Source organism: Lutibacter agarilyticus, assembly GCF_900188235.1.
GTDB classification, from domain to species: domain Bacteria; phylum Bacteroidota; class Bacteroidia; order Flavobacteriales; family Flavobacteriaceae; genus Lutibacter; species Lutibacter agarilyticus.
In genome coordinates this window covers 243446-267721 of sequence record NZ_FZNT01000004.1, presented here as the reverse complement: position 1 = coordinate 267721, position 24276 = coordinate 243446, and the positions used below count along the sequence as shown (strand labels likewise).

Sequence of the window (24276 nt, the reverse complement as noted above, 5' to 3'; positions counted from 1 at the left end):
TAATTAAAAGGGTTTTGTTTTAATGATTAAAAAAATTCTATTCATAGTACTTATAATGAATGGTTTGTTTTTAAAGGCTCAAGGTATTGACCCTTTAAAAACAACAGATTCTATAGCGCAAAAACAATGGGTTGATGCTATTATAGATTCTATGACCGTTGAGGAAAAAATAGGGCAACTATTTATGGTAGCTGCTTATTCAAATAAAGATGAAAAACATGAAAAATTCATCACCAATTTAATTGAGAAATACCATATTGGCGCACTTATTTTCTTCCAAGATCAACCATTAAAACAAGCACAGCTTACCAATAAATACCAATCATTATCAAAATACCCTTTGCTAATTGGTATTGATGGTGAATGGGGATTAAATATGCGTTTAAAAAGCACATTCAGGTATCCCTGGAATATGACGTTGGGCGCAGTAAGCAACAATGCATTAATTACGGCTTTTGGTGTTCAGGTTGCAAAGCATTGTAACAGCATGGGAATTCATATGAATTTCGCTCCAGTTGTTGATGTAAATATAAATCCGAATAATCCCATTATTGGAAATCGTTCTTTTGGTGAAAATCCAGAGAATGTTGCCCAAAAATCTATTGCATTTACCAAAGGTTTACAAAGTTTAAATGTATTGGCAAGTGCCAAGCATTTTCCTGGGCACGGAGACACAGATACCGATTCTCACTTAGCGTTACCTTTTATTGAATTTACTAAAGAAAGGTTAGATTCTGTTGAATTGTACCCGTTTCGTAAAATAATTAATGAAGGTGTTGCAGGTATTATGGTGGCGCATTTAAGTGTGCCAAATTTAGAACCAAACAAAGAGCTACCATCCTCTTTGTCAAAATCTATTGTTACAGATTTGCTTCAAAATGAAATGCAATTTAAAGGACTTGTAATTACTGATGCTATGAATATGAAAGCGTCGGCTAATTTTTCTTCCTCACAAGAAATTAATTTGGCAGCTATTTTAGCAGGAAATGATTTGTTAGATGTCCCTTTAAATATTCCAGAAACAGTTGAACGTTTCAAGCAAGCATTAGCTTCTGGGGAATTAACAGAAGAACGATTAAATCATTCAGTTCTAAAAATCTTAAAAACAAAATATTGGGCAGGTTTAAATAATTATAAGCCTATTGAAACAGAACACCTTATTGAAGATTTGAATACAGCAGAAGATGAGTTGTTACATCGTAAATTAGTAGAGAATTCTGTGACTTTACTGAAAAATGAGGAAGTTATTTTTCCTATTCAAAACTTAGATAAAAAGAAAATTGCTTATGTGAAGTTGGGTGATTCAAAAAATGATTCATTTGTGAATATGCTTAATAATTATGCGCAAGTTGATGTTATTTCAGAAACTAACTTAGATGAATTATTGGTGAAGTTAAAACCGTATAATTTAATTATTGTTGGTTTTCATAAGTCAAATGTAAATCCTTGGAAAGATTATAAATTTAGGTATGTAGATTTGGTTTGGCTGCAAGAAATAGCCCGAGAAAATAAAGTGATTTTAGATGTTTTTGCAAGCCCTTATAGTTTATTGCAGATAAAAACGTTTCAAAATATTGAAGGTATAGTTGTTTCTTATCAAAATAGTGAAGTTGCCCAAGAGGTTTCTGCTCAAATGCTTTTTGGAGCTTTAGATATTAAAGGGAAACTTCCTTTATCAATTAAAAATGTTTTTTCTGAAGGGCACGGATTAATGTCAACTTCATTAAATCGGTTAGGGTATTCTATTCCTGAAGATGTAGGAATGAGTAGTTCTAAATTAAAAAAAATAGATTCTATTGCAAGCGTAGTTTTAAAAGATGAAATGGCGCCTGGTTTACAAGTGTTAGTGGCCAGAAAAGGAAAAGTGATTTACAATAAAAGTTTTGGGTACCACACTTCTGAAAAAAAAATACGAGTTCAAAATTCTGATATTTACGACGTCGCTTCTTTGACAAAAATATTGGCTTCTTTACCTTTAATTATGGAATTGGAAGAAAATAAAACACTATCACTTGAGAGCACTTTGGGAGAACTTCTACCAAAATTCAAGAATTCAAATAAAGATACTTTAACAGTGAAGGAAGTCCTTTCTCATTATGGACGTTTGCACGCGTGGATTCCTTTTTATCTTAGAACGCTTGACAGTATTACAAAAAAACCTTCTGAAGCATATTATAGTCAAGTTCGATCTAAAAATTATGCATTAAAAGTAGCTGAAAATTTATATTTAAGAACCGACTATAAAGATTCTATTATCAACATTATAGCAAAAGAGGAACAAAGAGAACATGAAGGTTATAAGTACAGTGATTTGTCCTATTATATTTTTAAAGATTATATGGAAAAATACTATAGGAAAGATTTAGCCACACTCACAGAATCCCATTTTTATAAATCTTTAGGAGCAAATAGAACAAGTTATTTGCCGTTGAAAAAATTTAATAAGAGTGAAATTATTCCAACTGAAAATGATGATTATTATCGATTTCAATTAGTTCATGGGTATGTTCACGATATGGGTGCTGCAATGCAGGGAGGAATCGGTGGCCACGCTGGTTTGTTTTCAAATGCCAATGATATTGCCAAAATAATGCAAATGTACCTTCAAAAAGGGTATTATGGAGGAAAACGTTATTTTCAACCAAAGACTATTGATAAATTTAATCATAGGTATTATGCTGAAGATGAGGTAAGAAAAGGTGTTGGTTTTGATAAGCCACAAATTAAAGAGATAGAAAAAGCAACGTGTGGATGCGTGTCTGATTCAAGTTTTGGGCATAGCGGATTTACAGGGACCTATACTTGGGCAGATCCAGAATCTGAAATAGTGTATGTGTTTTTATCGAATAGAATATTTCCTACAGCAAGTAATAAGGACCTGATTCGTTACAATATTAGAACTGATATTCAGCAGTTTATACAAGATGCAATTATTGAGGAATAGGAGTTGTTTTTGTTGAAATAATCCCTAGGGCAACTGAAAAAACAATATAAATTAACGCATAATTTATAGTGAAGAAATAATAAATAACGGCAGACTGCAAAAGATATATAAACGGAAATAAGGTGGTTATTAATGCAAACCGAATTGTGTTTGTAAATAAAATATCGGTGATGCCTGCTTGTAATTTTTTCCAAATTAATAAAGGAACAATACTATTTATTTTTGCTACTAATTGTAACGGATAAAACCAGTTTGTTGGTTGTTGTTTCTTTGTAGTTGATTCAGGTAGTTTATCTATGTTTTTCAATAGATCATTGGCTGTTGAAGGATTTAAATAATCAATTCCGTTAGCTTCTAATTTAGAAATAATAGCATCATAATTTTCAATAGCATCAACATGTAGCGTTAATTTTTTCATAGCATTTGAAACCACTGAAATAAGTTCCGAGAATTTTAAATCGGGATTTTTAACATTTATATAGTCATTAGCTTTAATAGGTTCTCCATAGTAAATAGTTGTACTGCACGGATACGCTAAATGAGCATCAAAGTTAATTCCAACAGGGATAATTTGAATTTCTAAATCTGGATATTTTTGAAGTGTTCCTAAAATGATTCTTGCAAATCCTTTTTTTAACGGTATAATTCTTCTTTCAATATGATGTTCACCTTCAGCAAAAATTTCTAACCCTTTTTTCTGTTTTAATATTTCAAAGCATTTTTCAAAAATGGCTAAGTTTTTTTGAATGGTGTTCAATCCATCTCTAACTCTGTAAACAGGAAGCATATTTAATGAATCAAAAATTGTTGCTATTTTTTCATTTTTAAACACAGCAGCTCTTGTTAAAAAATGAGTGTTTCTAGCGTTTGTTGTTGGTACTAGAATGGCATCAACCAATCCATTTTGATGGTTTGGAATAAATAGTACAGCACCTTTTTTAGGAATATTTTCTTTACCATACACTGTAATTTTCTTCATCAGAAAAAACAGTCCAATTTTCACATAACTTTTCACAAGTTGATACCAAACAATTTTCAACATGACTATTCTTTTATTTTTTGTTTAGACCAATAGGTTGCTAAAGCCAAGCCTGAAAAGATATCCCAAATTGCCCAAAAAGCAACTAACAAAGCCATACCACCTAATCCGTTAAAAAAACTAAAAATAAGTAGCAAACCCAATCCTGAATTTTGAATACCTGTTTCTATAGCCAACGTTTTTTGATCTCGAAATGAGAGTCTCATAGATTTTGCAAAGTAAAATCCTGTGAAATAAGCTAATAGATTGTGAGCTATTACAATAATTAATACATAATGTATGTAGTTCATGAAAATGCTTAAGTTGTCGTAAAAAGCAACAATAATAAAAATCATGAATATAATTAGAGAAACAGGTTTCAATATTTTCATCAACTTTTTTGCTAATACAGGTTTGTTTTTTCGAACGAACATTCCAATAATTAATGGTAGTCCTAAGATTAATAGCACAAGTTTTACCAATTCAAACGGATCTAATGCTACTGTTTTTAAAATTTGAGCTGTTGGCGCATATAAATTCCCCCAAAAATGGAGGTTAAAAGGTGTCATTACTAAAGAAATAAGTGTAGCAAAAGCAGTTAAACTAACAGATAGCGCAGCATTTCCTTTTGCCATTTGTGTCATGAAATTTGAAATATTTCCACCCGGGCATGCTGCAACCATCATCATTCCTAAAGCAATACTTGGCATTGGATTGATTAATTTTATAAAAATAAAAGTAACCAGTGGAAGTAGCAGAAATTGAGATAGGATACCAGTGAATAGAATTTTAGGATTTTTAAATAAGCGCTTAAAATCGTTTTTGGTAATGCCTAATGCAACTCCAAACATAATAATTGCAAGCGTACTATTTAACACCCACAATCCTTCTGTATTAAAATTAATTTTGAGCGCATCTAAATTTTCGTTCATACTAGTTTTTAAAGGCGTATTCAATAATATTAGCCCCCATTTTTAGTGATTTTTCTCGGGTTTCAGCATCATCATTATGTACTTCTTCATCTTCCCAGCCATCACTTAAATCAGCTTCGTAATCGTAAAAACAAATCAATCTTCCTTCATAAAAAAGGCCGAAAGCTTGAGGAGGTTTATTGTCGTGTTCGTGAATTTTTGGTAAGCCATTTTCAAAAGAAAATGTTTGATGAAAAATAGGGTGGTTGTAGGGTATTTCTTGAAATTCTAGCGTTGGAAATAACAGTTTCATTTCCCTTCTAATATAAGTATCTAAGCCATAATTATCAGAAACATGTAAAAACCCGCCAGAGATTAAATAGCTTTTTAAATTTTCTTTAGCTTCTTCAGAAAAGAGTACATTTCCGTGTCCTGTCATAAACAGAATTGGATAGTTAAAAACATCAATACTTGTAGCTTCAACAGTTTCAGGATTACTATTGATGTTTGTGTGAATAGCATTATTGCAAAATTCAATTAAGTTGGGTAATGCGGTAGGATTTGCATACCAATCTCCGCCACCATCATACTTTAAAATGGCAACTTGTTGTGCTGGAGCTAAATACGAACAACCCAGCATAAAAGTTGTAAATAAAACTTTTATGTGTTGTTTTTTTAAGAAGAATTTTACAATATGAAGTATTTTCATGCACCTACTCATTTACAAAAGCAACACTGTGAACTGCAACAACACCCGCCGTTTCAGTTCGTAATCTGCTTAATCCCAAAGATACAGGAATAAAGTCATGAACCAAACTTTGCTCAATTTCTTTGGGTGAAAAGTCGCCTTCAGGTCCTATAAGTATGGTTGTTTCCTGTGCTGGTTTTAATTCGTTTTTCAGCGATTTTTTGTCGGTTTCTTCGCAGTGCGCTATAAATAACTGACCTTCAAAAGTTGAATTTATAAACTCTTTAAATAATATAGGCTCATTTAGTTTTGGAAAATGATATTTCAACGATTGTTTAGCTGCTGAATGAATTATTTTTTCCATTCTATCAACCTTCAGTACTTTTCGTTCAGAATGATCACAAATAATAGGTGTTATTTCATCAATACCAATTTCAGTAGCTTTTTCTAAAAACCACTCAAAACGATCGTTTAATTTTGTGGGTGCTATGGCAATATGCACATAATAATTCCAAGGTTTTTCTTGGTCTTCAAAATTTACAATTTTAACTAAGCACTTTTTATCGTTAGCTATTTGTACTTCAGAAGTAAAAAGTTGACCTTTACCATTGGTAATATAAACTGTATCCCCTTGTTGCTTGCGTAATACACGCACAATATGTCTGCTTTCGGTTTTGTCAAAAGTAAATAGCTCTGTACTTGTTTCTATGTCTGAATTAAAAAATAATTGCATTAAAAGTCTTTTCTAAAGGTACATCTTCTTTTATAAGTTTCTTGTCCAAAACCACTCCAAAGCGCACTTACAGCTGTGTTGTTAGCTAATTCTGGAGTTCTAAAGCAATTTTCAACCTTTAATTTATTAAAAGTTTTATAAAACTCATTAAAAATAATAGAAGGTACTCCTTTATTGTGATGTTTAGGAACCGTACCAATTAAGAAAAATAACATGTCTTTACTCGAATTTTTTGCTTTTAATAAGTGGTACCAACCAAAAGGGAAAATTTCTCCTTTTGCTTTTTGTAAAGCTTTTGAAAATGAAGGCATTGTAATGGCAAATGCAATTAATTTATCGTCTTTATCAGTTACAAATTTTATGTATTCAGGATTTATAAACTGAATGTATTTTTTTCTGAAATAAGCTTTTTGTGCAGGTGAAATTGGAACGAATGATTCTAACGAAACATAACTTTCGTTAAAAACATCAAACATTTCATCAACATAAGGCATTACATCTTTAGTGCGTGTAAAGTTAAGGGGTTTAAAGCCATATCTTTTTTCAACCATAGCACTTACTCTTTCAAGTTTTTTGTTTTCTACATTTTTAAACGAGAACTTGTTTTCAACATATTCTTTTTCAACATTAAAGCCTAATTCTTTTAAATGATCAATATAGTATGGGTAGTTGTACCAAGAAGCCATTGTACCAATATGATTGTAGCCTTCAGTTAAAAAACCAACTTCATCTAAATTTGAAAAGCCCATTGGACCTTCCATATATTCCAAATGGTGTTCCTTTCCAATTTCTTCAGCTTTTTTAAGTAGAAGTTTACTAACTTCTTTGTCATCAATAAAATCGAGCCAACCAAAACGTACTTTATTTACATCTTCTTTTAGGTCGAAGTTGTTGATAATAATTACTATTCTACCTACAATTTCATTGTTTTTAATCGCTACAAAAAAACGAGCTGTAGCATTTTCAAATACGGGATTTATAGTTTTATCGAAGGCTTCAAGTTGACCATTTATTAATGGCGGCACCCAGTATGGATTGTCTTTATACAATTTAAAAGGAAATTTTACAAATGCTTTCATTTCCTTTTTATCAACTATTTCTTTTATTGTAATCATTGTAATTTTACTGTTTTTTATGAATTTCCTCCAAATAATCTTGAGAAGAAGCCTCTTTTATTTTTTGCTTTTCGGGTAGGTGCATTTGTTTGAATTAATGCATCTTGATGCCTATCTAACCTCCATGAAACACCTGCTGAAGCGTACACATAAGAATATTCAGCAACTAAATTAGTTCTTACAGAAGCATCTAATTGTAAATTTGGAGAAAAAAGGTAGGCAGCACCAGTACCAAGTTGGTAATTATTGGTATAAGTTTTTTGGTATTTCCCTACATTTTCAATAAAGAAGGACCACCTATGGTTGATAGCATAGGTCATGGTAACAATGTACGAGTACAACATATTTTCAGTAGTAATTTCATCAACTATTAAATTGGTTAAAAGCACCAATCTGTCTGAAAAATCATTTTGTAACAATACAGCTCCTTTAAATGTAATACCTTCTTTTTTGTAATCTTCGCTTAAAAAATTGGTATTTACACCACCATAAATACCTACTGAAGGAATTAACCGTTTTGTATCAAAAGAATTTCTTGCTTTCCAACTTCTAATTTCTTTTGATTTATCAGTGTATTTTTGTTCGTAAATTAAATATTTAGCGCCAAATCTTAAATCGCTAATACCGCTTATTTTTTCTGAAATATCCAACGGATAATTTAGTTCATCGCCTTGGTAAGCTACATTTAAATTTACCTCAAGTCGCTCAATAAATTTACTAAACCTAAAAAAAAGTTCACCTCCAAATGTGTTGGTGCTTTCAAAAAGATTTTTAGTGTTGCTGTCACGGTAAAAAAGTCCTGCTTCAAACTGGTAAACATCTGTTCCTACGCCATAAGGACTTTCTGAAAAACCAGGTCTTTTAGAGTTAATAATATCAGTGTATTGTGCATGTATATTTTGAAAACTAATTAAAATAAACAATGCAAATAAAACTCTTTTCATAAATAGCGTATATTAATGGTGTAAATATAAGATTTTATATAATTAAACGTTTTAGTTACTGTCAAATTGTTATTTTTGAAAATTATATAAAACATATTTATTTTGATAGGATTTTTAAGAACAATCGCGATTTTTATCATTATTTATTATGCGTTCAAGTTTTTTAGCAGGTATATTGCTCCAATTTTCTTGAAAAAAGTAATTAGTAATGTAGAAAAAAAATATAAAGCACAGCAAGAGCAACAGCAAAATGCAACTACCGATGGAAAAGTTGGAGAAACGGTTATTGCGAAAAAGCCTTCAAATCAAAAAGAAGGAAATAAAAGTGTAGGTGAGTATGTTGATTTTGAAGAGGTAAAAGAAGATTAGTTTATGGATTTTTCATTTAAAAAGTTAGTACCTTACGTAATTGCAATTGCTACCTTTATTTTTGTTGCGTTGGCTTATTTTTCTCCAGTTTTAGAAGGGAAAAAGATTCAACAAGGTGATATTACACAGTTTATTGGCTCTTCAAAAGAAATTAAAGATTTCAGAAAAGACACAGGAGAAGAACCTTATTGGACAAATGCTACTTTTGGAGGAATGCCATCGTATGTGGTAAGTGCTTATTATCCAAATGATTTTATCAAGAAAATAGATAAAGCGTTGCGTTTTTTACCGCATCCAGCTAATTATTTGTTTTTATACTTTTTAGGATTTTTTGTACTACTATTAGTTTTAAAAGTTGATTGGAAACTAGCTATTTTTGGTGCGCTAGGTTTTGGATTATCTACTTATTTAATTATAATTTTAGGAGTTGGCCACAATGCAAAAGCACACGCAATTGCTTATATGCCGTTGGTTTTAGCCGGAATTTTATTGGTGTTTCAAAAAAAGTATTTAAGCGGTTTTATTGTAACAGCTTTGGCAATGGCGTTGGAAATAGCGGCGAGTCATATTCAAATGACATATTACTTGTTGTTTTTAGTGCTTATTTTTGGAATTGTAGAATTAATTGAAGCTGTTAAACATAAAGAATTACCATTGTTCTTTAAAAATATAGCTGTTTTAACAGTTGCTGTAATTTTAGCAATTGGTGTAAATGCTACAGGTTTGTTGGCTACACAAGAATATGCAAAACACAGTACGCGAAGTAAAAGTGAGTTAACTATCAATCCTGATGGTTCTCCTAAAGAAGCTACCAATGGTTTATCTAAAGACTATATTACAGAATATAGTTACGGAAAAAGTGAAACGTTTAATTTGTTTATTCCTCGTTTTAAGGGAGGTACGCGTCATGAAGTTGTTGAAGATAGTGAGTTGCGCAGTTTTTTACAAACTTCAGTTAGTAAAGGTTTAAGCGCTAATGACGCCAATTATTTAATGCAAATTTCATCTATGTATTGGGGAGATCAACCTATTGTTGCTGCTCCGGCATATATTGGTGCGTTATTTATTTTCTTGTTTGTATTGGCATTGTTTTTAGTGAAGGGAAAATTGAAAAATTGGTTGGTTGCGGCTACCGTATTTTCCATTTTATTAAGTTGGGGAAAAAACCTAGAGTTTTTAACCAATTTCTTTATTGATTATGTTCCAATGTACAATAAATTTAGAGCGGTTTCTTCTATTCAGGTAATTGCCGAATTGACCATTCCTTTATTAGGAATTTTAGGTTTGAAAGAAATTTTAAATTCAGAAATAACTAAAGAAACAAAACTAAATGCATTAAAATGGACAACCATAATTGTAGGTGGTTTGGCTTTAATTTTCACTGTTGCAGGAACAGGGTTATTTTCATTTGAAACAGCAATGGATTTGCAAATTGACGAACAAATTTCGGGTTATTTAGATGCTGTTGTTGCTGATAGACAAAGCTTGTTTTTTGGAGATAGTTTACGTTCATTAATTATTGTTTCACTTTTTGCAGCGATTATTTATGTGTATTTAAATGAAAAAATAAAGCGTTTAGTTTTAATCATTTCTTTTGGAGCTATTGTGTTGTTTGATTTGGTTAATGTGGGTCAACGGTACGTAAATAACGATTATTTCACTTCAGCAAGAAAGGTTGATAAACCATTTAGTGCAACTGCTATTGATAAAGAAATTTTAAAAGATAAGAGTTACTACAGAGTCGCTAATTTGTCTAAAAATATAATGGCAGATGGTTCTACTTCTTATTTTCATAATTCGATTGGTGGATATCACGCCGCAAAACCACGTCGTTATCAAGAGTTATACGATTTTCAATTGGCAAAAGGAAATATGGAAGTGTTTAATATGTTGAATACAAAATATTTAATAACGCCAGATGAATCTGGAAAAAATAGTTTAAGTGTAAATGATAAAGCCAACGGAAACGCTTGGTTTGTTGCCGAAATTAATGTTGTAGATTCTGCAAATGAAGAAATTACAGCCTTAAATAATTTAGCTACAAAAACAACGGCAGTTATCAATGCGAATACGGTTTCAAGCGATTTTAAAACAGCATATAAGGTTGATTCTTTAGCAACTATTCAGTTGGTATTGTATAAAGCAAATATGTTGAAGTATGAATTTTCTGCAAAGGAAGATCAGTTTGTAGTGTTTTCAGATATTTATTACAAAAATGGTTGGAATGCTTATGTTGATGGAAAATTAACTCCTCATTACAACGTAAATTATGTGTTAAGAGGAATGGAAGTTCCTAAAGGAAAACACACTATTGAGTTTAAATTTGAACCTACTGTAATTCAACAAGGAAACACCATAACATTGGTTTCATACTTTTTGTTACTGCTGATTCCTGTAGGTTGGTTTGTGGTTCAAAGAAAAAAGAAGGATAAGTAAATTTCTTAAAATTAAATAGTTATAATAATTTTAGTTGGAATTAATTCAACTTAATTAAGAATTCAACAACTAATTCACCTATTGTATTCATGTATAATATAGTACCAAAAAAAAGATATCAGCATACCTTAGAATTTTTACAAAATGTTTTGCCGGCGCCAGCTACAATTTTAGATTTAGGTGTTCGGAATCCATTTTCAGAAATTATGGAGCAAAATGGGTATACCGTTTACAACACCTCGGGTGAAGATTTAGATGAAGTTCCAGAAATTGTAAAAAAACACAAAGTAGATGCTGTTACTGCTTTTGAAATTTTTGAGCATTTATTAGCGCCTTATCAAGTGTTAAAAGAAATTGAAGCGCCCAAATTAATAGCTACAATTCCGCTTAATTTATGGTTTGCTTCGGCTTATAGAAGTAAAACTGATATGCGCGACAGACATTATCATGAGTTTGAAGATTGGCAGTTTGATTGGTTGGTTGAAAAAGCAGGTTGGACGATTAAGAACAAACAAAAGTGGACAAGCCCCATCAATAAAATTGGAATACGACCAATTTTACGAAAATTTACACCACGTTATTACGCTATTTACGCAGAAAAATAATTGCTATGCGCATAGGAATGATTTTAGACAAGACGTTTCCACCTGATCCCAGAGTGGAGAATGAGGCTATATCATTAATTGAAAAAGGGCACGAAGTTTTCCTATTTTGCTTAAAATACGAAGAAGAAAAAGAGAATGAGGTTGTAAAAGGCATCCAGGTTAAACGGTATATGTCTTCTAAATTACTATATAAATTATCGGCTTTAGTTTATACATTTCCTTTTTATTCTGCAGTAATGTCAAAAAAAATCGAGCACTTTTTAGAGTTCAATGAAATTGATATTATTCATATACACGACATTCAAATTGCTGAAGCTGTTTTTAAGGCAAACAAAAAGTTGAAATTAAAAACAACGCTTGATTTACACGAAAACCGACCAGAAATCATGAAGTTTTATCCTCATTTACAACAATTTCCTGGGAAGTTTTTAATCTCTTCAAAAAAGTGGAAACATAAAGAAGAAGAGTTTGTAAAAAAGGCAACTAACGTTGTGGTTGTTACTGAAGAAGCAAAACAGGAGCTTGTACATAGAGTAGGGAAGCCTTCAAAAAATATTGTTGTTGTGCCAAATACGGTACATAAATCCTATTTTGAAAAAGCGGTTTTTCAACCTGAAATTATAGAGAAATACCAGTCTAGTTTTGTGTTGTTGTATGTTGGTGATACTGGTTTAAGAAGAGGTTTACAAACGGCGATAGAAAGTATTTCAACCTTAAAAAATAACATTCCTTCTATTAAATTGGTGATTGTTGGTAGTAATACTTCTGATACTATTTTAAAAAATCAAGTTAAAAATTTGGGGATTGAAGCGTATGTAGATTTTGAAGGTTGGAAAAATGAAACATTATTTCCCTCTTATATAAAAGCAAGTGCTATTTGTATTTCGCCTTTAAAAAGGAATTTACACCACGACACTACGTACGCAAATAAAATATTTCAATATATGAGTTTTGCAAAGCCATTGATAGTGAGTAATGCCGTTTCACAGCAAAATATTGTTGAAAAAGCAGTAGCCGGTTTGGTTCACGAAGCTGAAAATACGACTGATTTTAGTTCGAAAGTTTTAGAGTTATACAACAATTCTACCTTACAAAAAGAATTAGGAGAAAATGGAAAGTCATTTATTGAAAATGAATTTTGTTGGGAATTAGCTTCAGAAAAATTAATAGCTTTATATCATAATTAAACAGCATGAAAAAAGTACTCATTATAACTTATTATTGGCCACCTGCAGGAGGTTCTGGGGTGCAGCGTTGGTTAAAGTTTGTAAAGTACTTTAGAGCTTTTGGTATAGAACCTGTAGTTTATACGGTTGAAAATCCGAGTTACCCAATACTAGATACTTCATTAGAAAATGAAATTCCGAAAGGCATAAAAGTTATAAAACAGCCAATTTGGGAGCCTAACAATTTGTTGTCATTATTTGGAAAGAAGAAAACCGAAAGTGCTGGTTTTTTAAATCCAAATCCTACTTTTATAGGCAAAGTATTACACTATATTCGTGCAAATTATTTTATTCCTGATGCGCGTAAATTTTGGGTGAAACCATCGGTGAAATATTTGAAAAAGTATCTTGAAGAATCCAATATAGATTGTGTAATAACCACTGGTCCGCCGCATAGTTTACATTTAATTGGCTTAGCGTTAATACAGCGGTTACCTGTGAAATGGATTGCAGATTTTAGAGATCCTTGGACAGAAATTGATTATTTTCATCAGCTACCACTTTCAAAAAAAGCGATAAAAAAACATCATTTTTTAGAAGAAAAAGTATTGAAAAATGCAGATGCTGTTTTAGTGGTTGGTAACACCATGAAAAAGAATTATGACCATTTTAATTCGAATATTCTTACGATAACTAATGGCTTTGATGGCGAAATAAAGGAAGTAAATACAAAGCTTGATGATAAGTTTACGTGTACCCATATAGGCTTAATGAATGCCGATAGAAACCCAAAAATGTTATGGGAGGTGTTTTCAGAACTTTGTTCGGAAAATGAAAGTTTCAAAAACGATTTTCAATTAAAACTAATTGGTAAAATTGATGTGTCTATTTTAAAGGATATTGAAACAAATCAGTTATCAAATAATGTAGAAATTATTGATTACGTTTCGCATAAAGAAGTATTGGAATTTCAACAAAAATCGCAAGTTTTAGTATTGGTGGTAAATAATGTGCCTAGTGCAAAAGGAATAATTACAGGTAAAATATTTGAATATTTAATGGCAAAACGCCCTATATTAGCTATTGCGCCAAGTGATGGAGATTTAGCTGAAATATTAAAAAATACACAGGCTGGTACAACCGTGAATTTTGAAGATAAAATACAATTGAAAAATAGTATACTCGATTTGTATGTAAACTATAAAAAAGGCGATTTGAGTATTCAGTCAAAAAATATAGAACAATTCCACAGAAAAGAATTAACGAAGAAAGTTGCTGAACTAATAATTGATCTTACCAAATGAAAAAAATAGTTACCATATTAGGTGCAAGACCACAGTTTGTAAAAGCTGCAGTTTTAAGTAGAGTTATTTTAAAATACAAAGCTATTAAAGAAGTAATTGTACACACAGGTCAGCATTACGACGCCAATATGAGCGACATATTTTTTGAGGAAATGAACATTCCAAAGCCTACTTATAATTTAGCAATTAACGGGTTGAATCATGGTGCAATGACTGGACAAATGTTACAGAAAATAGAGGAGGTTTTATTGATTGAAAAACCAGATGTTGTGGTGGTTTATGGAGATACAAATTCAACGTTGGCTGGTGCGTTAGCAGCCAAAAAATTGGATATTAAGGTGGTTCATATTGAAGCTGGTTTACGTTCATTTAATATGAAAATGCCTGAAGAAATCAATAGAATTTTAACCGATAGAATTTCCGATCTTTTAATTTGCCCTACAGATACAGCTGTTGAAAATTTAACGAAAGAAGGTTTTTTAACAATGCCTTCAAAAGTGGTAAAAAGTGGCGATATTATGAAAGATGCTGTTGCTTTTTATAGTGAAACTTCTTCTGAAAAATCAGATATTATTTCAACCTTAAATCTTCAACATAACAAATTTGTATTGGCAACGATTCATAGGCAAGAAAATACTGATGACATTGAGAATTTAAAAGCAATTTTTGAGGCATTAGCCCATATAAACAAAGATAAAAGAGTAATTGTACCACTGCATCCACGTACAAAATCAATTTTAGAAAAACAGCATTTAAACTTCGCGGTTGAAATAATTGACCCGATTGGTTATTTTGATATGTTAGAATTATTACAACATTGTAATTTGGTGGTTACTGATAGTGGCGGATTACAAAAAGAAGCGTTTTTTAATAAAAAGCATTGTATAGTTGCACGTGAAGAAACAGAGTGGGTAGAGCTAGTTTCAAATGGATTCGCAAAAATTGCAGGAGCTCATAAAAATACGATTATTTCTGCTTATAATGAATTTCAACAGACAGTAACAAATTTTGAAATGAATTTATTTGGCGAACATGTAGGAGAAAAAATTTATAAAGAAATTATAGAAATCGTATAATGGGAATTGTTATAAAACAATCATTTATTAATACCTTAATTTTATTTTTAGGTTTTGCCATTGGTGGTTTAAATGTGTTGTTTTTATATACTCATTTTTTAGAAGAAGATTATTTTGGCCTAATCACATTTTTGTTATCTACTGCTAATATTTTAATGCCTTTATTGGTATTTGGAATGCAGCATACAATTATAAAGTTTTATTCTTCATACAAAACACTTAAAGAACAAGATAGTTTTTTAGTAAGTACACTTTTATTACCACTATTTGTAATTATTCCTTTAGCTTTTATAGGAACTTATTTTTATAATAGTATTGCAAATTGGCTTTCGGTTGAAAACCCATTGATTAAAAACTACACCTATTTAATTTTTATAGTTGCGGTTTTTATGGGTTATTTTGAAGTTTTTTATTCTTGGACCAAAGTACAGTTTAAATCTATTTTTGGGAATTTTATAAAAGAAATATTTGCGCGTGTTTGTACTTCATTTTTACTGTTTGCCGTGTATTTAAATTGGCTATCTAACGATGAGTTTATTTATGGTGTTGTTATAGTTTACGGACTTAGAACTTTAATTATGAAGCTGTATGCTTTTTACGTGTACCGTCCTAAATTTATTTTTAAGTTACCACAAAATTTAAAAGAGATTCTATCTTTTTCAGGATATATTATTATTGCTGGTTCAGCATCAGGTGTTTTGTTGGAAATAGATAAGTTTATGATACCACAAATGGAACAAATAGCGCAAGTAGCTTATTATTCTGTAGGTGTTTATATTGCAAGTGTAATAGCAATACCGACAAGAGCTATGCAGCAAATTACAACCCCAATTACAGCCAAAGAAATGAACGAAAACAATATGGTTGAGGTGGAAGATTTATACAAAAAAACATCGTTAAACTTATTAATTATAGGTGGACTTTTATTCCTCTTAATTAATTTAAATATCACCGATTTGTATGCAATAATTAACAAGCCAGAATTTACAAACGGTATTTGGATTGTTTTTATAATTTCAATTACAAAATTGGTTGAACTATCTTTAGGGACAGGAAATGCCATTTTAGTGAATTCTAAATACTATAAAATTTATTTTTATTTGTCAATTGCAATGGCACTTAGTGTTATTTTTTTAAACAAATGGTTCATTCAGTTAATAGGTATTAACGGAGCTGCTTTGGCAACTTTTATAGTTGTTTTTATGTATAGTTTTATTAAAATAATGTATATAAATGCTAAAATTAAGGTACAACCTTTTGGGCTAAATACGCTTAAAGTGTTACTAAGTATCACACTAATTTATGTTGTTTTTTATTTCTGGAATTTTAATTTTCACCCAATAATTAATATACTTTTAAATAGCTGTTTTATTATTGTTTTATATATAGTAGTTGTGAATAAACTAAATATTTCAAATGATCTAAAAGAATTAGTGTTGAAATTTGTAAGGAAAAATTAAAATGGCAACTAAGATTTAAAGTTAAACGAACTACTCAATTTTTATTTAATGGATTATTTTTTACACGTATTATATGGTTTATTAATAGCATATCTTGCTATGATATCTCCCGGGATGTTAAACATGACAGCCTTAAAAGTTCGCATTGATTTTGGGAAAAACGAAAGTGAAAAATTTGCTTTAGGCGCAGCAGTAACAATTTTAATTCAAGCAGGAGTCTCCTTGTTTTTTGCAGATTATTTTGTAAGTAACCCCAAAATAATAACAGTTTTAGAGAAAGCAGGTGTATTTGTGTTTTTTTCATTAGCAATATTTTTCTATATACTTTCTAGAAATAAAGTTGACCCCAAGGCAAAATCAGGGAAAGGTAATTTTTTTGTAAAAGGTTTCATGATGTCTGCATTAAATATGCTTTCAATTCCTTTTTATTTGGCTAGTTCTATATTTTTAGCATCTAAAGGTTATATTGTAATAGAGCAGCCTTACATTTTGTTTTTTGTATTTGGGGTATTTGTAGGTTCGTTATTATTGTTTGGAACTTATATTTATTTTGCGAATATTATTTCAACTAAAGTATCTTTTATTGCAAAAAATATAAACCTTATTTTATGTGGTGTTTTCATTGTTTTAGGAATTATAACAATCGTAAGATTGTTCCCATAAATATTTTTATATTTACGAATATTTAAGAATTTAATATGATTGAAGCTATTAAAAAGAATTTAGAAAGAGGAATTAACTTACTAAATCATATATCTGATGAAGATTATTCTAATACTACAATAGCTCCTTATTACTCAAGTATAGGTAGCCATATGCGTCATGTATTAGATGTTTTTGATTGCGTTTTTGATGGCTTAAATAACAATTCTATTAATTTAATTAATAGAAAAAGAAATCAAAAAGCTGAAAACTTTACAGCTGATGGTCTTATTTATTTTAATGAGATTGTTAAGAAGTTAGATTATTTAGATACTGAAAAATGCAATACAATGGTTACTGTAACAGACGATTTAGGTTTGGGTGTTGTAACCGCTAATTATACACTTTCAGCCATTTTAATTCAGGCACATAGCCACGCAATTCATCATTTTGCTAGCGTAGGTTATGTAATATCACAATTAGGAATTGAATTACCTGACGAGGACTTTGGTTTTAATCCTACAACACCTAAAATAACCCTAAATAATAAATAGTTTATTAAAAAAGTAACTTTTATTGTTTCAAGCTTTGTTTTTGAATTTTCCTTGTATACCTCTTTAATTGTTTTAAACTATTTGTAAAATCAGATAATTTATCGTACTCAATGTTGAATTTTGTATGATTTAAGTTTGCAATTTGAAACATTATTTTCCAATGTTTTCTAATTTCTTTTAAAGCTTTGAAATAACTAATTTTTTCAGGATCGTAAATGTGAGTTGGTTCTGAAATAATACCGTTTATTTCAATTATTTTAAAATTTTTAAGCTGAACAAGTTCTTCAAAAGTATTGTATTTTAAATCTAGTCTTCCATAAAACCAATTTGGTATTTGTTTATAAATTGAATCAATTCCATTTTCTAATTCAGAAGAAATTAAATGATTTCCATTGATGAATTGCGTTCCTTTAGAATGGTTTCCAATACTGTTTAAGGTTTTTATTTCATCCTTTTTAAGCACTGTATTAAGCTTGTTTTTGTGTAATTCTGTTAAAAGTGAAATGTATAATTTTGCTCGCTTATCATTTTTAATTAACTCTTTTAAAGAGGATTTTCCATCGCCCTTTATAGTTAAATATCTTTTAAGTGTTATCGATGTTATTTTTCCTTTTTTTTCTGAAGGAATTCTATGATAAAAAATACCACATTCATTTTTGAAATCTATAAATTCTTGAATTATTAAATCTAGCTCGTGATGTTTTTCAAGGTAGGAAATCAATTCATTTTCTGAATTTATTTTTTTAACTAACAAACCTCTAAAACCAATATCTGGTTTTATAATTACAGGGTATTTTAGATTGTTTTTTGCAACTTGAAGTAGTGTGTTTGAGATTTTATCTTTGGTTTTTATAAAAATAGATACAGGTTTAAAAGCTTCTGGAATTAATTGGATGGTTGAAAACTTAGATTCACTACCATTTCCTGAATGTTTAATCGCAGGATTTGTTGCTGAAAAAAATACAAAGTTTTTAGCTCTTAAAGCTAAATAAATTGCGTAGGGTATGTTAGGTACATAAAATAGATAGCTTGGCCAATATTCCCATTTGTTAAATTTAAAAGCGCCCATTAATCTTTTTCAAAAAAAGCATTTAATATAATTTTAATCCCTAAAAAACCTAATACAATAGCACTTATTGCTAGTAGAATTCCAACAATTAGCCAAATATAATTGTTTTGCTGTTTAATAGCTTTAAAGCCCATAGTTATTAATATAGGAGCAATAATTAAAAGTGGTAATGCTCCTAGTTCGTACTTTAAGCCTCTTCCTAATTCTTTTCTATTGGTTGCCATTATTAAAGTTATTTATTGCAGCTCTTACATTGTTATGCTTCAAAAGTAGTTTTTCCGCTTTTGCTTCTGAAATATTTAATTCGTCCATCAGCATTTTAGTTCCACGGTCAACCAATTTATTGTTTGATAATTGCATATCAACCATTCTATTGCCTTTTATTTTTCCTAGTTGAATCATCACACTTGTTGAAATCATATTTAAAACAAGTTTTTGAGCGGTTCCTGCTTTCATTCTTGAACTACCTGTTACAAATTCAGGTCCAACAATTACTTCAATAGGATGTGTAGCAGTTTTACCCAGTGGACTTCCTTCATTGCAAGTGATACAGCCAGTTAAAATTTGATATTTATTACACATCTCTAAACCAGCAATTACATAAGGCGTAGTGCCAGATGCAGCGATACCAATTACTGTATCATTTTTGTTAATTGAATACGCTTTTAAATCTTCCCAACATTGCGTTGTAGCATCTTCAGCAAATTCAACAGCTTTTCTTATGGCTACATCTCCACCTGCGATAATACCTATAACTACATCATGTGAAACACCAAAAGTAGGAGGGCATTCCGATGCGTCTACAATTCCCAGTCTTCCACTTGTGCCGGCTCCAACATAAAATAAGCGTCCACCATTTTTCATTCTGGAAACTATTTCATTCACTAACTTTTCAATTTGTGGTATTGTTTTTTCAACAGCCAATGGTACAGATGTATCTTCTGCATTTATATTTGTAAGAAGTTCTTGTACGGTCATTTTTTCTAAATGATTATACTTTGAAGGTTGTTCGGTTGTTTTTGTAAAACTCATTTTTCAAAAATAAAAAAAAGCGAGCATAACAGCTCGCTTTTATATTTAAAAAAACATTTTAGATTACATTAAAACGCTTTCTGCAGGAATTGATGCAATAATTTTATTAAATGTTTCACTAGGTCTCATTGCTTTATTAGCCAATTCATCATTAGGTAAATAGTAACCTTTTAAATCAATCTCGTCTCCTTGTGCACTGTTTAGTTCTAATAATATTTTTGATTTTGAAGCAAAAAGTTCTTTATAAATTTTAGTGAAGAGGTTCTTTAAATCGGCATCTTTACTTTGATTCGCAAGTGCTTCAGCCCAATATAAAGCTAAATAGAAATGACTTCCTCTATTATCTAACTCATAGACTTTTCTTGATGGAGATTTTTTGTTTTCTAAAAACTTATCGGTTGCCAAGTCTAAAGTCTCCGCTAAAATTAAAGCTTTAGAATTTTTTAAATTTTCACCTAAATGTTCTAATGAAACTGTTAAGGCTAAAAATTCTCCTAAAGAATCCCAACGCAAGTGTCCTTCTTTTACAAATTGTTGTACGTGTTTTGGAGCAGATCCTCCTGCACCAGTTTCAAATAATCCACCGCCATTCATTAATGGTACAATAGAAAGCATTTTTGCACTTGTACCAACTTCTAAAATAGGAAATAAATCGGTTAAGAAATCACGTAATACATTTCCTGTTACTGAAATTGTATCTAAACCTTCTTTTATTCTATCTAAAGTAAAAAGTGTTGCGTAATACGGTGATAAAATATGAATTTCTAGTAAAGAAGTATCGTAGTTAGATAAATATTTATCTACTTTCTTAATTAATTCAATATCGTGTGCTCTTGTTTCATCAAGCCAAAAAACAGCAGGTGTATTAGTTGCAGTAGCTCTTTTAACAGCTAATTTAATCCAGTCTTGAATAGGAGCATCTTTAACCTGACACATTCTCCAAATGTCTCCATCTTCAACATTGTGTTCAATTAAAGTTTTACCAGAAGCATCAACTACACGAACAACGCCATTTCCTTTAATTTCAAATGTTTTGTCGTGTGATCCATACTCTTCAGCTTTCTGAGCCATTAATCCAACATTAGGAACAGTTCCCATTGTTGTTGGGTCAAAAGCGCCATTTTGCTTACAGAAATTAATAGTAGCTTCATAAATAGGAGCGTAACTACTATCAGGTATAACGGCTTTTGTATCTTGTTGTTCACCTTTTGCATTCCACATTTGCCCAGAAGTACGAATCATTGCTGGCATAGAAGCATCAATAATAACATCACTTGGTACATGCAAATTGGTAATTCCTTTGTCTGAATTTACCATAGCCAATGCCGGACCATTATTATAACAAGCATCAATATCGTCTTCAATCTCTATGCGTTTTGCTTCAGGCAGCGCTTGAATTTTAGAAATTAAATCTCCGAAACCATTATTTTCTTCAACGCCAAGTTCTTCTAAAACAGCTTGGTGTTTTTCAAAAACAGGTTTAAAGAAAGTGGTAACAGCGTGTCCAAAAATAATTGGGTCTGAAACTTTCATCATGGTAGCTTTCATATGTAAAGAAAACAACACATTATTTTCTTTTGCATCTTTAATTTGTTCGCTTAAAAATGCTAATAACGCTTTCTTACTCATTACAGAAGCGTCAATAATTTCTCCTGCAAGAAGCGGGAAACTGTCTTTTAAAACACTTGTGTTTCCTTCATTATCTGTAAACTCAATTTTAACATTAGTTGCTTCTGAAAGTGTCAAAGATTTTTCATTTGCTCTAAAATCATTTTCGCTCATAGTGGCTACATGAGTTAGAGAGTCTGAAGACCAGGCGCCCATTGAATGCGGATTGTTTCTTGCGAAATTTTTCACTGCTTTTGGAGCTCTTCTGTCTGAATTACCTTCCCTTAACACAGGATTAACAGCAGAACCTTTTACAGAATTATATCTTTTTTGAATGTCTTTTTCTTCAGGGGTATTAGCTTCTTCAGGATAATTAGGAATCTTAAATCCTTGTTCTTGAAGTTCTTTTATAGCGGCTTTTAACTGTGGAACAGATGCTGAGATATTTGGTAACTTAATAATGTTTGCTTCTGGGTTTTTAGCTAATTCGCCTAGCTCGCTTAAATTATCAGGTATTTTTTGATCATTTGATAAATATTCTGGAAAAATGGCTAATATTCTAGCAGCTAATGAAATGTCTTTAGATTCTACATTAATTTTAGCAGGAGCTGTAAAAGCTTTAATTATTGGTAAAAAAGAATAAGTAGCTAGCGCAGGAGCTTCATCTGTTTTAGTGTAAACAATCTTTGGTACTATACTCATAATATTTTAGGTGTTTTTTTACAAATATTTTAACGAACTGATAAAAATATTCATATTTTTATTTTAGCTTAAAGTAAAGCAAATGTACTATATTTTAGCAAAATACACATTGCGAAAACGTTATAAATAAGGCAATGTAATAATAATAACATAAAAATAAATATGGAAAAATGAGGAAATAATAATATATAAAACAAAAGCCATCATATTGATTTCTCATTATCATGGCTTTTTGCTGAAACACTTTATTTAATAAGTTTTCTGTTCGTTTTATTTAATTGCTTTGCTTTCGTTTTTCAACTATTAGCCAAGTAACAAACAATCTCACTTCAACTTGTTAGTTCTTACAAACCCAACATCTTATTAAATTAGTTACTTCTTTTAAAACACTGCCTAAAACTTTGTTGTAATTAAAAATTACTTGCCTTAGAACATTATTTTAAAAATGTTGTTTTTAAAACCTGTTTCCATTATTCATGCTAAATACTTGGCTACATTACGCTCTAAAAGTGTGGTTATAAAAACGATGTTCAAGAACATTTTGAATTGAACTTTGAATTTTTATTGCTGACTCCGAAAAGTTGCATTAAAATGCATTGCTTTATTTTTCATCGTTTAATTCTAATGTAAATTAACAACCAATATTTAACAGAAACAAATTTATAACTATGTTAATATCAACAGGATATGAACTAGTGTTATGAACAATTGTTAACAATAAAAAAGCCCGTATTGAATATTCAATACGGGCTTTGTAAGATTTTTGAAATTAAGACTAGCGTCTTCTTTCTTGAATTCTTGCTTTTTTACCAGTTAAACCTCTAAAATAGAAAATACGTGCTCTACGTACTCTACCTTGTTTGTTAACTTCAATTTTTTGAATTGCAGGTAAGTTTACAGGGAAAATACGTTCTACACCTACAGTACCAGACATTTTTCTGATTGTAAATGTTTCAGATGATCCAGTTCCTCTTCTTTGAATAACTACACCTCTAAAAAACTGTGTTCTAGTTTTTTCTCCCTCTTTAATTTCGTAATAAACTGTAATAGTATCTCCTGCTTGAAATTGAGGAAATTCTTTTTTAGTTACAAATTCGTCTTGTATAAATTTTACTAAAGCTTCCATTGTTAATTTTTTAATGGTTTTTCTAAAACTAACATTCACGATTTTCGTCAGAGGTTAATTTTGAGTGTGCAAATTTAATGAAAAATATTAGTCTTCCAACAAATCAGGTCTAATTTTTTTTGTATGCTCGTAAGCTTTATCGCTTCTCCATTCTTCTATCTTTGGAAAATTGCCAGAAAGTAGCACTTCAGGAACCTTAAGTTCTTTATATTCAGAAGGTCTTGTGTAAACCGGTGGCGACAATAAATTGTCTTGAAAAGAGTCTGTAAGGGCCGAAGTTTCATCACCTAAAACACCTGGAATTAACCGTATAATGGTATCGCATAAAACAGCAGCACCTAATTCGCCGCCGCTTAGTACAAAATCGCCTATTGAAATTTCTTTGGTGATAAATAAATCGCGTACGCGTTGGTCTACACCTTTATAATGTCCGCATAAAATAATCATGTTTTCATTTAATGAAAGAGTGTTTGCTGTTTGCTGATTTAACGTTGGAGCATCAGGAGTCATGTAAATAATTTCATCATAATCGCGCTCTGCTTTTAATTTTGAAATACAATTATCAATAGGTTCTATCATTAAAACCATTCCTGCACCACCGCCAAACTGATAATCATCAATTTTTCCGTAGCTATTTAACGCATAGGTTCTTAAATCGTGAAAATGAACTTCAACCAATTCTTTATCTATAGCGCGTTTAATAATTGAATATTCAAACGGACTTTTAATTAATTCTGGTGAAACTGTTATAATGTCAATTCGCATAGTGCAAAG

The 24276-nt window shown here is 30.7% G+C and carries 22 protein-coding genes; 10 read left to right on the top strand and 12 right to left on the bottom strand.

Translation table 11 applies throughout. The annotated features are described in order from the left end of the window. Nucleotides 1-22 precede the first annotated feature (22 nt). Nucleotides 23-2944: a glycoside hydrolase family 3 N-terminal domain-containing protein gene (locus tag CHB67_RS08570; RefSeq protein WP_176461243.1), complete on the top strand. Its 2922-nt coding sequence runs from the start codon at nt 23-25 to the stop codon at nt 2942-2944. On the opposite strand, the gene CHB67_RS08565 is transcribed toward CHB67_RS08570, so the two are convergent. From CHB67_RS08565 to CHB67_RS08540, 6 genes are all read right to left on the bottom strand, one after another. After that, a complete protein-coding gene (locus tag CHB67_RS08565; RefSeq protein WP_176461242.1) occupies nt 2931-3923 on the bottom strand; it encodes a 1-acyl-sn-glycerol-3-phosphate acyltransferase in 993 nt (330 codons plus the stop codon). The two genes, CHB67_RS08570 and CHB67_RS08565, sit on opposite strands and share 14 nt — an antisense overlap. Before the next feature lie 65 nt (nt 3924-3988). Beyond that, nucleotides 3989-4894, bottom strand: coding sequence for a bile acid:sodium symporter family protein (locus CHB67_RS08560; protein WP_089381348.1), 906 nt, complete (start codon nt 4892-4894; stop codon nt 3989-3991). Between the two features lies 1 nt (nt 4895). Next, nucleotides 4896-5582, bottom strand: coding sequence for a DUF4159 domain-containing protein (locus CHB67_RS08555; RefSeq protein WP_394335358.1), 687 nt, complete (start codon nt 5580-5582; stop codon nt 4896-4898). A 4-nt stretch (nt 5583-5586) separates the two neighbouring features. Next, nucleotides 5587-6294, bottom strand: coding sequence for a 16S rRNA (uracil(1498)-N(3))-methyltransferase (locus CHB67_RS08550; protein ID WP_089381347.1), 708 nt, complete (start codon nt 6292-6294; stop codon nt 5587-5589). Further along, entirely contained in the window at nt 6294-7409 is a 1116-nt protein-coding gene (locus CHB67_RS08545) for a GTP cyclohydrolase (RefSeq protein WP_089381346.1), read from the bottom strand. Before CHB67_RS08545 ends, CHB67_RS08550 begins: the two co-directional genes overlap by 1 nt. 17 nt (nt 7410-7426) lie before the next feature. Then, a complete protein-coding gene (locus CHB67_RS08540; protein ID WP_089381345.1) occupies nt 7427-8353 on the bottom strand; it encodes a transporter in 927 nt (308 codons plus the stop codon). Between the two features lie 102 nt (nt 8354-8455). On the opposite strand from CHB67_RS08540, the gene CHB67_RS08535 reads away from it, so the two are divergent. The 9 genes from CHB67_RS08535 (at nt 8456) to CHB67_RS08495 (ending at nt 17965) form a co-directional block, all read left to right on the top strand. Further along, nucleotides 8456-8722, top strand: a complete 267-nt coding sequence (locus tag CHB67_RS08535) for a DUF4834 family protein (protein WP_245813472.1) — start codon at nt 8456-8458, stop codon at nt 8720-8722. Nucleotides 8723-8725: 3 nt separating this feature from the next. Continuing rightward, a complete protein-coding gene (locus CHB67_RS08530) occupies nt 8726-11158 on the top strand; it encodes a YfhO family protein (RefSeq protein WP_089381343.1) in 2433 nt (810 codons plus the stop codon). 89 nt (nt 11159-11247) lie between these two features. Then, nucleotides 11248-11763, top strand: coding sequence for a methyltransferase domain-containing protein (locus CHB67_RS08525; protein WP_089381342.1), 516 nt, complete (start codon nt 11248-11250; stop codon nt 11761-11763). A gap of 5 nt (nt 11764-11768) precedes the next feature. Then, nucleotides 11769-12950: a glycosyltransferase gene (locus CHB67_RS08520; protein WP_089381341.1), complete on the top strand. Its 1182-nt coding sequence runs from the start codon at nt 11769-11771 to the stop codon at nt 12948-12950. Nucleotides 12951-12955: 5 nt separating this feature from the next. After that, entirely contained in the window at nt 12956-14233 is a 1278-nt protein-coding gene (locus CHB67_RS08515) for a glycosyltransferase (protein ID WP_089381340.1), read from the top strand. Next, on the top strand, nt 14230-15309 hold the full coding sequence (wecB, locus tag CHB67_RS08510; protein WP_089381339.1) for a non-hydrolyzing UDP-N-acetylglucosamine 2-epimerase: 1080 nt from the start codon (nt 14230-14232) through the stop codon (nt 15307-15309). Before CHB67_RS08515 ends, wecB begins: the two co-directional genes overlap by 4 nt. Continuing rightward, entirely contained in the window at nt 15309-16769 is a 1461-nt protein-coding gene (locus tag CHB67_RS08505; protein WP_089381338.1) for a lipopolysaccharide biosynthesis protein, read from the top strand. The genes wecB and CHB67_RS08505 overlap by 1 nt, the downstream gene beginning before the upstream one ends. 48 nt (nt 16770-16817) lie before the next feature. Next, a complete protein-coding gene (locus CHB67_RS08500; protein WP_089381337.1) occupies nt 16818-17432 on the top strand; it encodes a LysE family translocator in 615 nt (204 codons plus the stop codon). 35 nt (nt 17433-17467) lie between these two features. Then, complete coding sequence (locus CHB67_RS08495; RefSeq protein ID WP_089381336.1) at nt 17468-17965, top strand: hypothetical protein; 498 nt, start codon at nt 17468-17470, stop codon at nt 17963-17965. 19 nt (nt 17966-17984) lie between these two features. Here CHB67_RS08495 and CHB67_RS08490 read toward each other — a convergent pair whose 3' ends face one another. From CHB67_RS08490 to trmD, 6 genes are all read right to left on the bottom strand, one after another. Beyond that, complete coding sequence (locus CHB67_RS08490; RefSeq protein ID WP_089381335.1) at nt 17985-19034, bottom strand: ATP-grasp domain-containing protein; 1050 nt, start codon at nt 19032-19034, stop codon at nt 17985-17987. Next, nucleotides 19034-19258, bottom strand: coding sequence for a DUF6095 family protein (locus CHB67_RS08485; protein ID WP_089381334.1), 225 nt, complete (start codon nt 19256-19258; stop codon nt 19034-19036). Before CHB67_RS08485 ends, CHB67_RS08490 begins: the two co-directional genes overlap by 1 nt. After that, nucleotides 19245-20066 (bottom strand): N-acetylmuramic acid 6-phosphate etherase, encoded by an 822-nt coding sequence (gene murQ, locus CHB67_RS08480; protein ID WP_089381333.1) that lies wholly within the window; start codon nt 20064-20066, stop codon nt 19245-19247. The genes CHB67_RS08485 and murQ overlap by 14 nt, the downstream gene beginning before the upstream one ends. 63 nt (nt 20067-20129) lie before the next feature. Beyond that, complete coding sequence (locus CHB67_RS08475) at nt 20130-22376, bottom strand: NADP-dependent isocitrate dehydrogenase (protein WP_089381332.1); 2247 nt, start codon at nt 22374-22376, stop codon at nt 20130-20132. A gap of 775 nt (nt 22377-23151) precedes the next feature. After that, a complete protein-coding gene (gene rplS / locus CHB67_RS08470) occupies nt 23152-23502 on the bottom strand; it encodes a 50S ribosomal protein L19 (protein ID WP_089381498.1) in 351 nt (116 codons plus the stop codon). Nucleotides 23503-23589: 87 nt separating this feature from the next. After that, nucleotides 23590-24267 carry a tRNA (guanosine(37)-N1)-methyltransferase TrmD gene (gene trmD / locus CHB67_RS08465; protein WP_089381331.1) on the bottom strand — a complete coding sequence of 226 codons (678 nt, stop codon included), beginning with the start codon at nt 24265-24267 and terminating at the stop codon, nt 23590-23592. Nucleotides 24268-24276: the final 9 nt, after the last annotated feature.

Excerpts from the sequence above, each read along its gene's own strand:
- CHB67_RS08570 (WP_176461243.1), top strand. The coding sequence starts at position 23 with ATGATTAAAAAAATTCTATTCATAGTACTTATAATGAATGGTTTGTTT.
- CHB67_RS08565 (WP_176461242.1), bottom strand. The coding sequence starts at position 3,923 with ATGAAGAAAATTACAGTGTATGGTAAAGAAAATATTCCTAAAAAAGGT.
- CHB67_RS08560 (WP_089381348.1), bottom strand. The coding sequence starts at position 4,894 with ATGAACGAAAATTTAGATGCGCTCAAAATTAATTTTAATACAGAAGGA.
- CHB67_RS08555 (WP_394335358.1), bottom strand. The coding sequence starts at position 5,582 with ATGAAAATACTTCATATTGTAAAATTCTTCTTAAAAAAACAACACATA.
- CHB67_RS08550 (WP_089381347.1), bottom strand. The coding sequence starts at position 6,294 with ATGCAATTATTTTTTAATTCAGACATAGAAACAAGTACAGAGCTATTT.
- CHB67_RS08545 (WP_089381346.1), bottom strand. The coding sequence starts at position 7,409 with ATGATTACAATAAAAGAAATAGTTGATAAAAAGGAAATGAAAGCATTT.
- CHB67_RS08540 (WP_089381345.1), bottom strand. The coding sequence starts at position 8,353 with ATGAAAAGAGTTTTATTTGCATTGTTTATTTTAATTAGTTTTCAAAAT.
- CHB67_RS08530 (WP_089381343.1), top strand. The coding sequence starts at position 8,726 with ATGGATTTTTCATTTAAAAAGTTAGTACCTTACGTAATTGCAATTGCT.
- CHB67_RS08525 (WP_089381342.1), top strand. The coding sequence starts at position 11,248 with ATGTATAATATAGTACCAAAAAAAAGATATCAGCATACCTTAGAATTT.
- CHB67_RS08520 (WP_089381341.1), top strand. The coding sequence starts at position 11,769 with ATGCGCATAGGAATGATTTTAGACAAGACGTTTCCACCTGATCCCAGA.
- CHB67_RS08515 (WP_089381340.1), top strand. The coding sequence starts at position 12,956 with ATGAAAAAAGTACTCATTATAACTTATTATTGGCCACCTGCAGGAGGT.
- wecB (WP_089381339.1), top strand. The coding sequence starts at position 14,230 with ATGAAAAAAATAGTTACCATATTAGGTGCAAGACCACAGTTTGTAAAA.
- CHB67_RS08505 (WP_089381338.1), top strand. The coding sequence starts at position 15,309 with ATGGGAATTGTTATAAAACAATCATTTATTAATACCTTAATTTTATTT.
- CHB67_RS08500 (WP_089381337.1), top strand. The coding sequence starts at position 16,818 with ATGGATTATTTTTTACACGTATTATATGGTTTATTAATAGCATATCTT.
- CHB67_RS08495 (WP_089381336.1), top strand. The coding sequence starts at position 17,468 with ATGATTGAAGCTATTAAAAAGAATTTAGAAAGAGGAATTAACTTACTA.
- CHB67_RS08490 (WP_089381335.1), bottom strand. The coding sequence starts at position 19,034 with ATGGGCGCTTTTAAATTTAACAAATGGGAATATTGGCCAAGCTATCTA.
- CHB67_RS08485 (WP_089381334.1), bottom strand. The coding sequence starts at position 19,258 with ATGGCAACCAATAGAAAAGAATTAGGAAGAGGCTTAAAGTACGAACTA.
- murQ (WP_089381333.1), bottom strand. The coding sequence starts at position 20,066 with ATGAGTTTTACAAAAACAACCGAACAACCTTCAAAGTATAATCATTTA.
- CHB67_RS08475 (WP_089381332.1), bottom strand. The coding sequence starts at position 22,376 with ATGAGTATAGTACCAAAGATTGTTTACACTAAAACAGATGAAGCTCCT.
- rplS (WP_089381498.1), bottom strand. The coding sequence starts at position 23,502 with ATGGAAGCTTTAGTAAAATTTATACAAGACGAATTTGTAACTAAAAAA.
- trmD (WP_089381331.1), bottom strand. The coding sequence starts at position 24,267 with ATGCGAATTGACATTATAACAGTTTCACCAGAATTAATTAAAAGTCCG.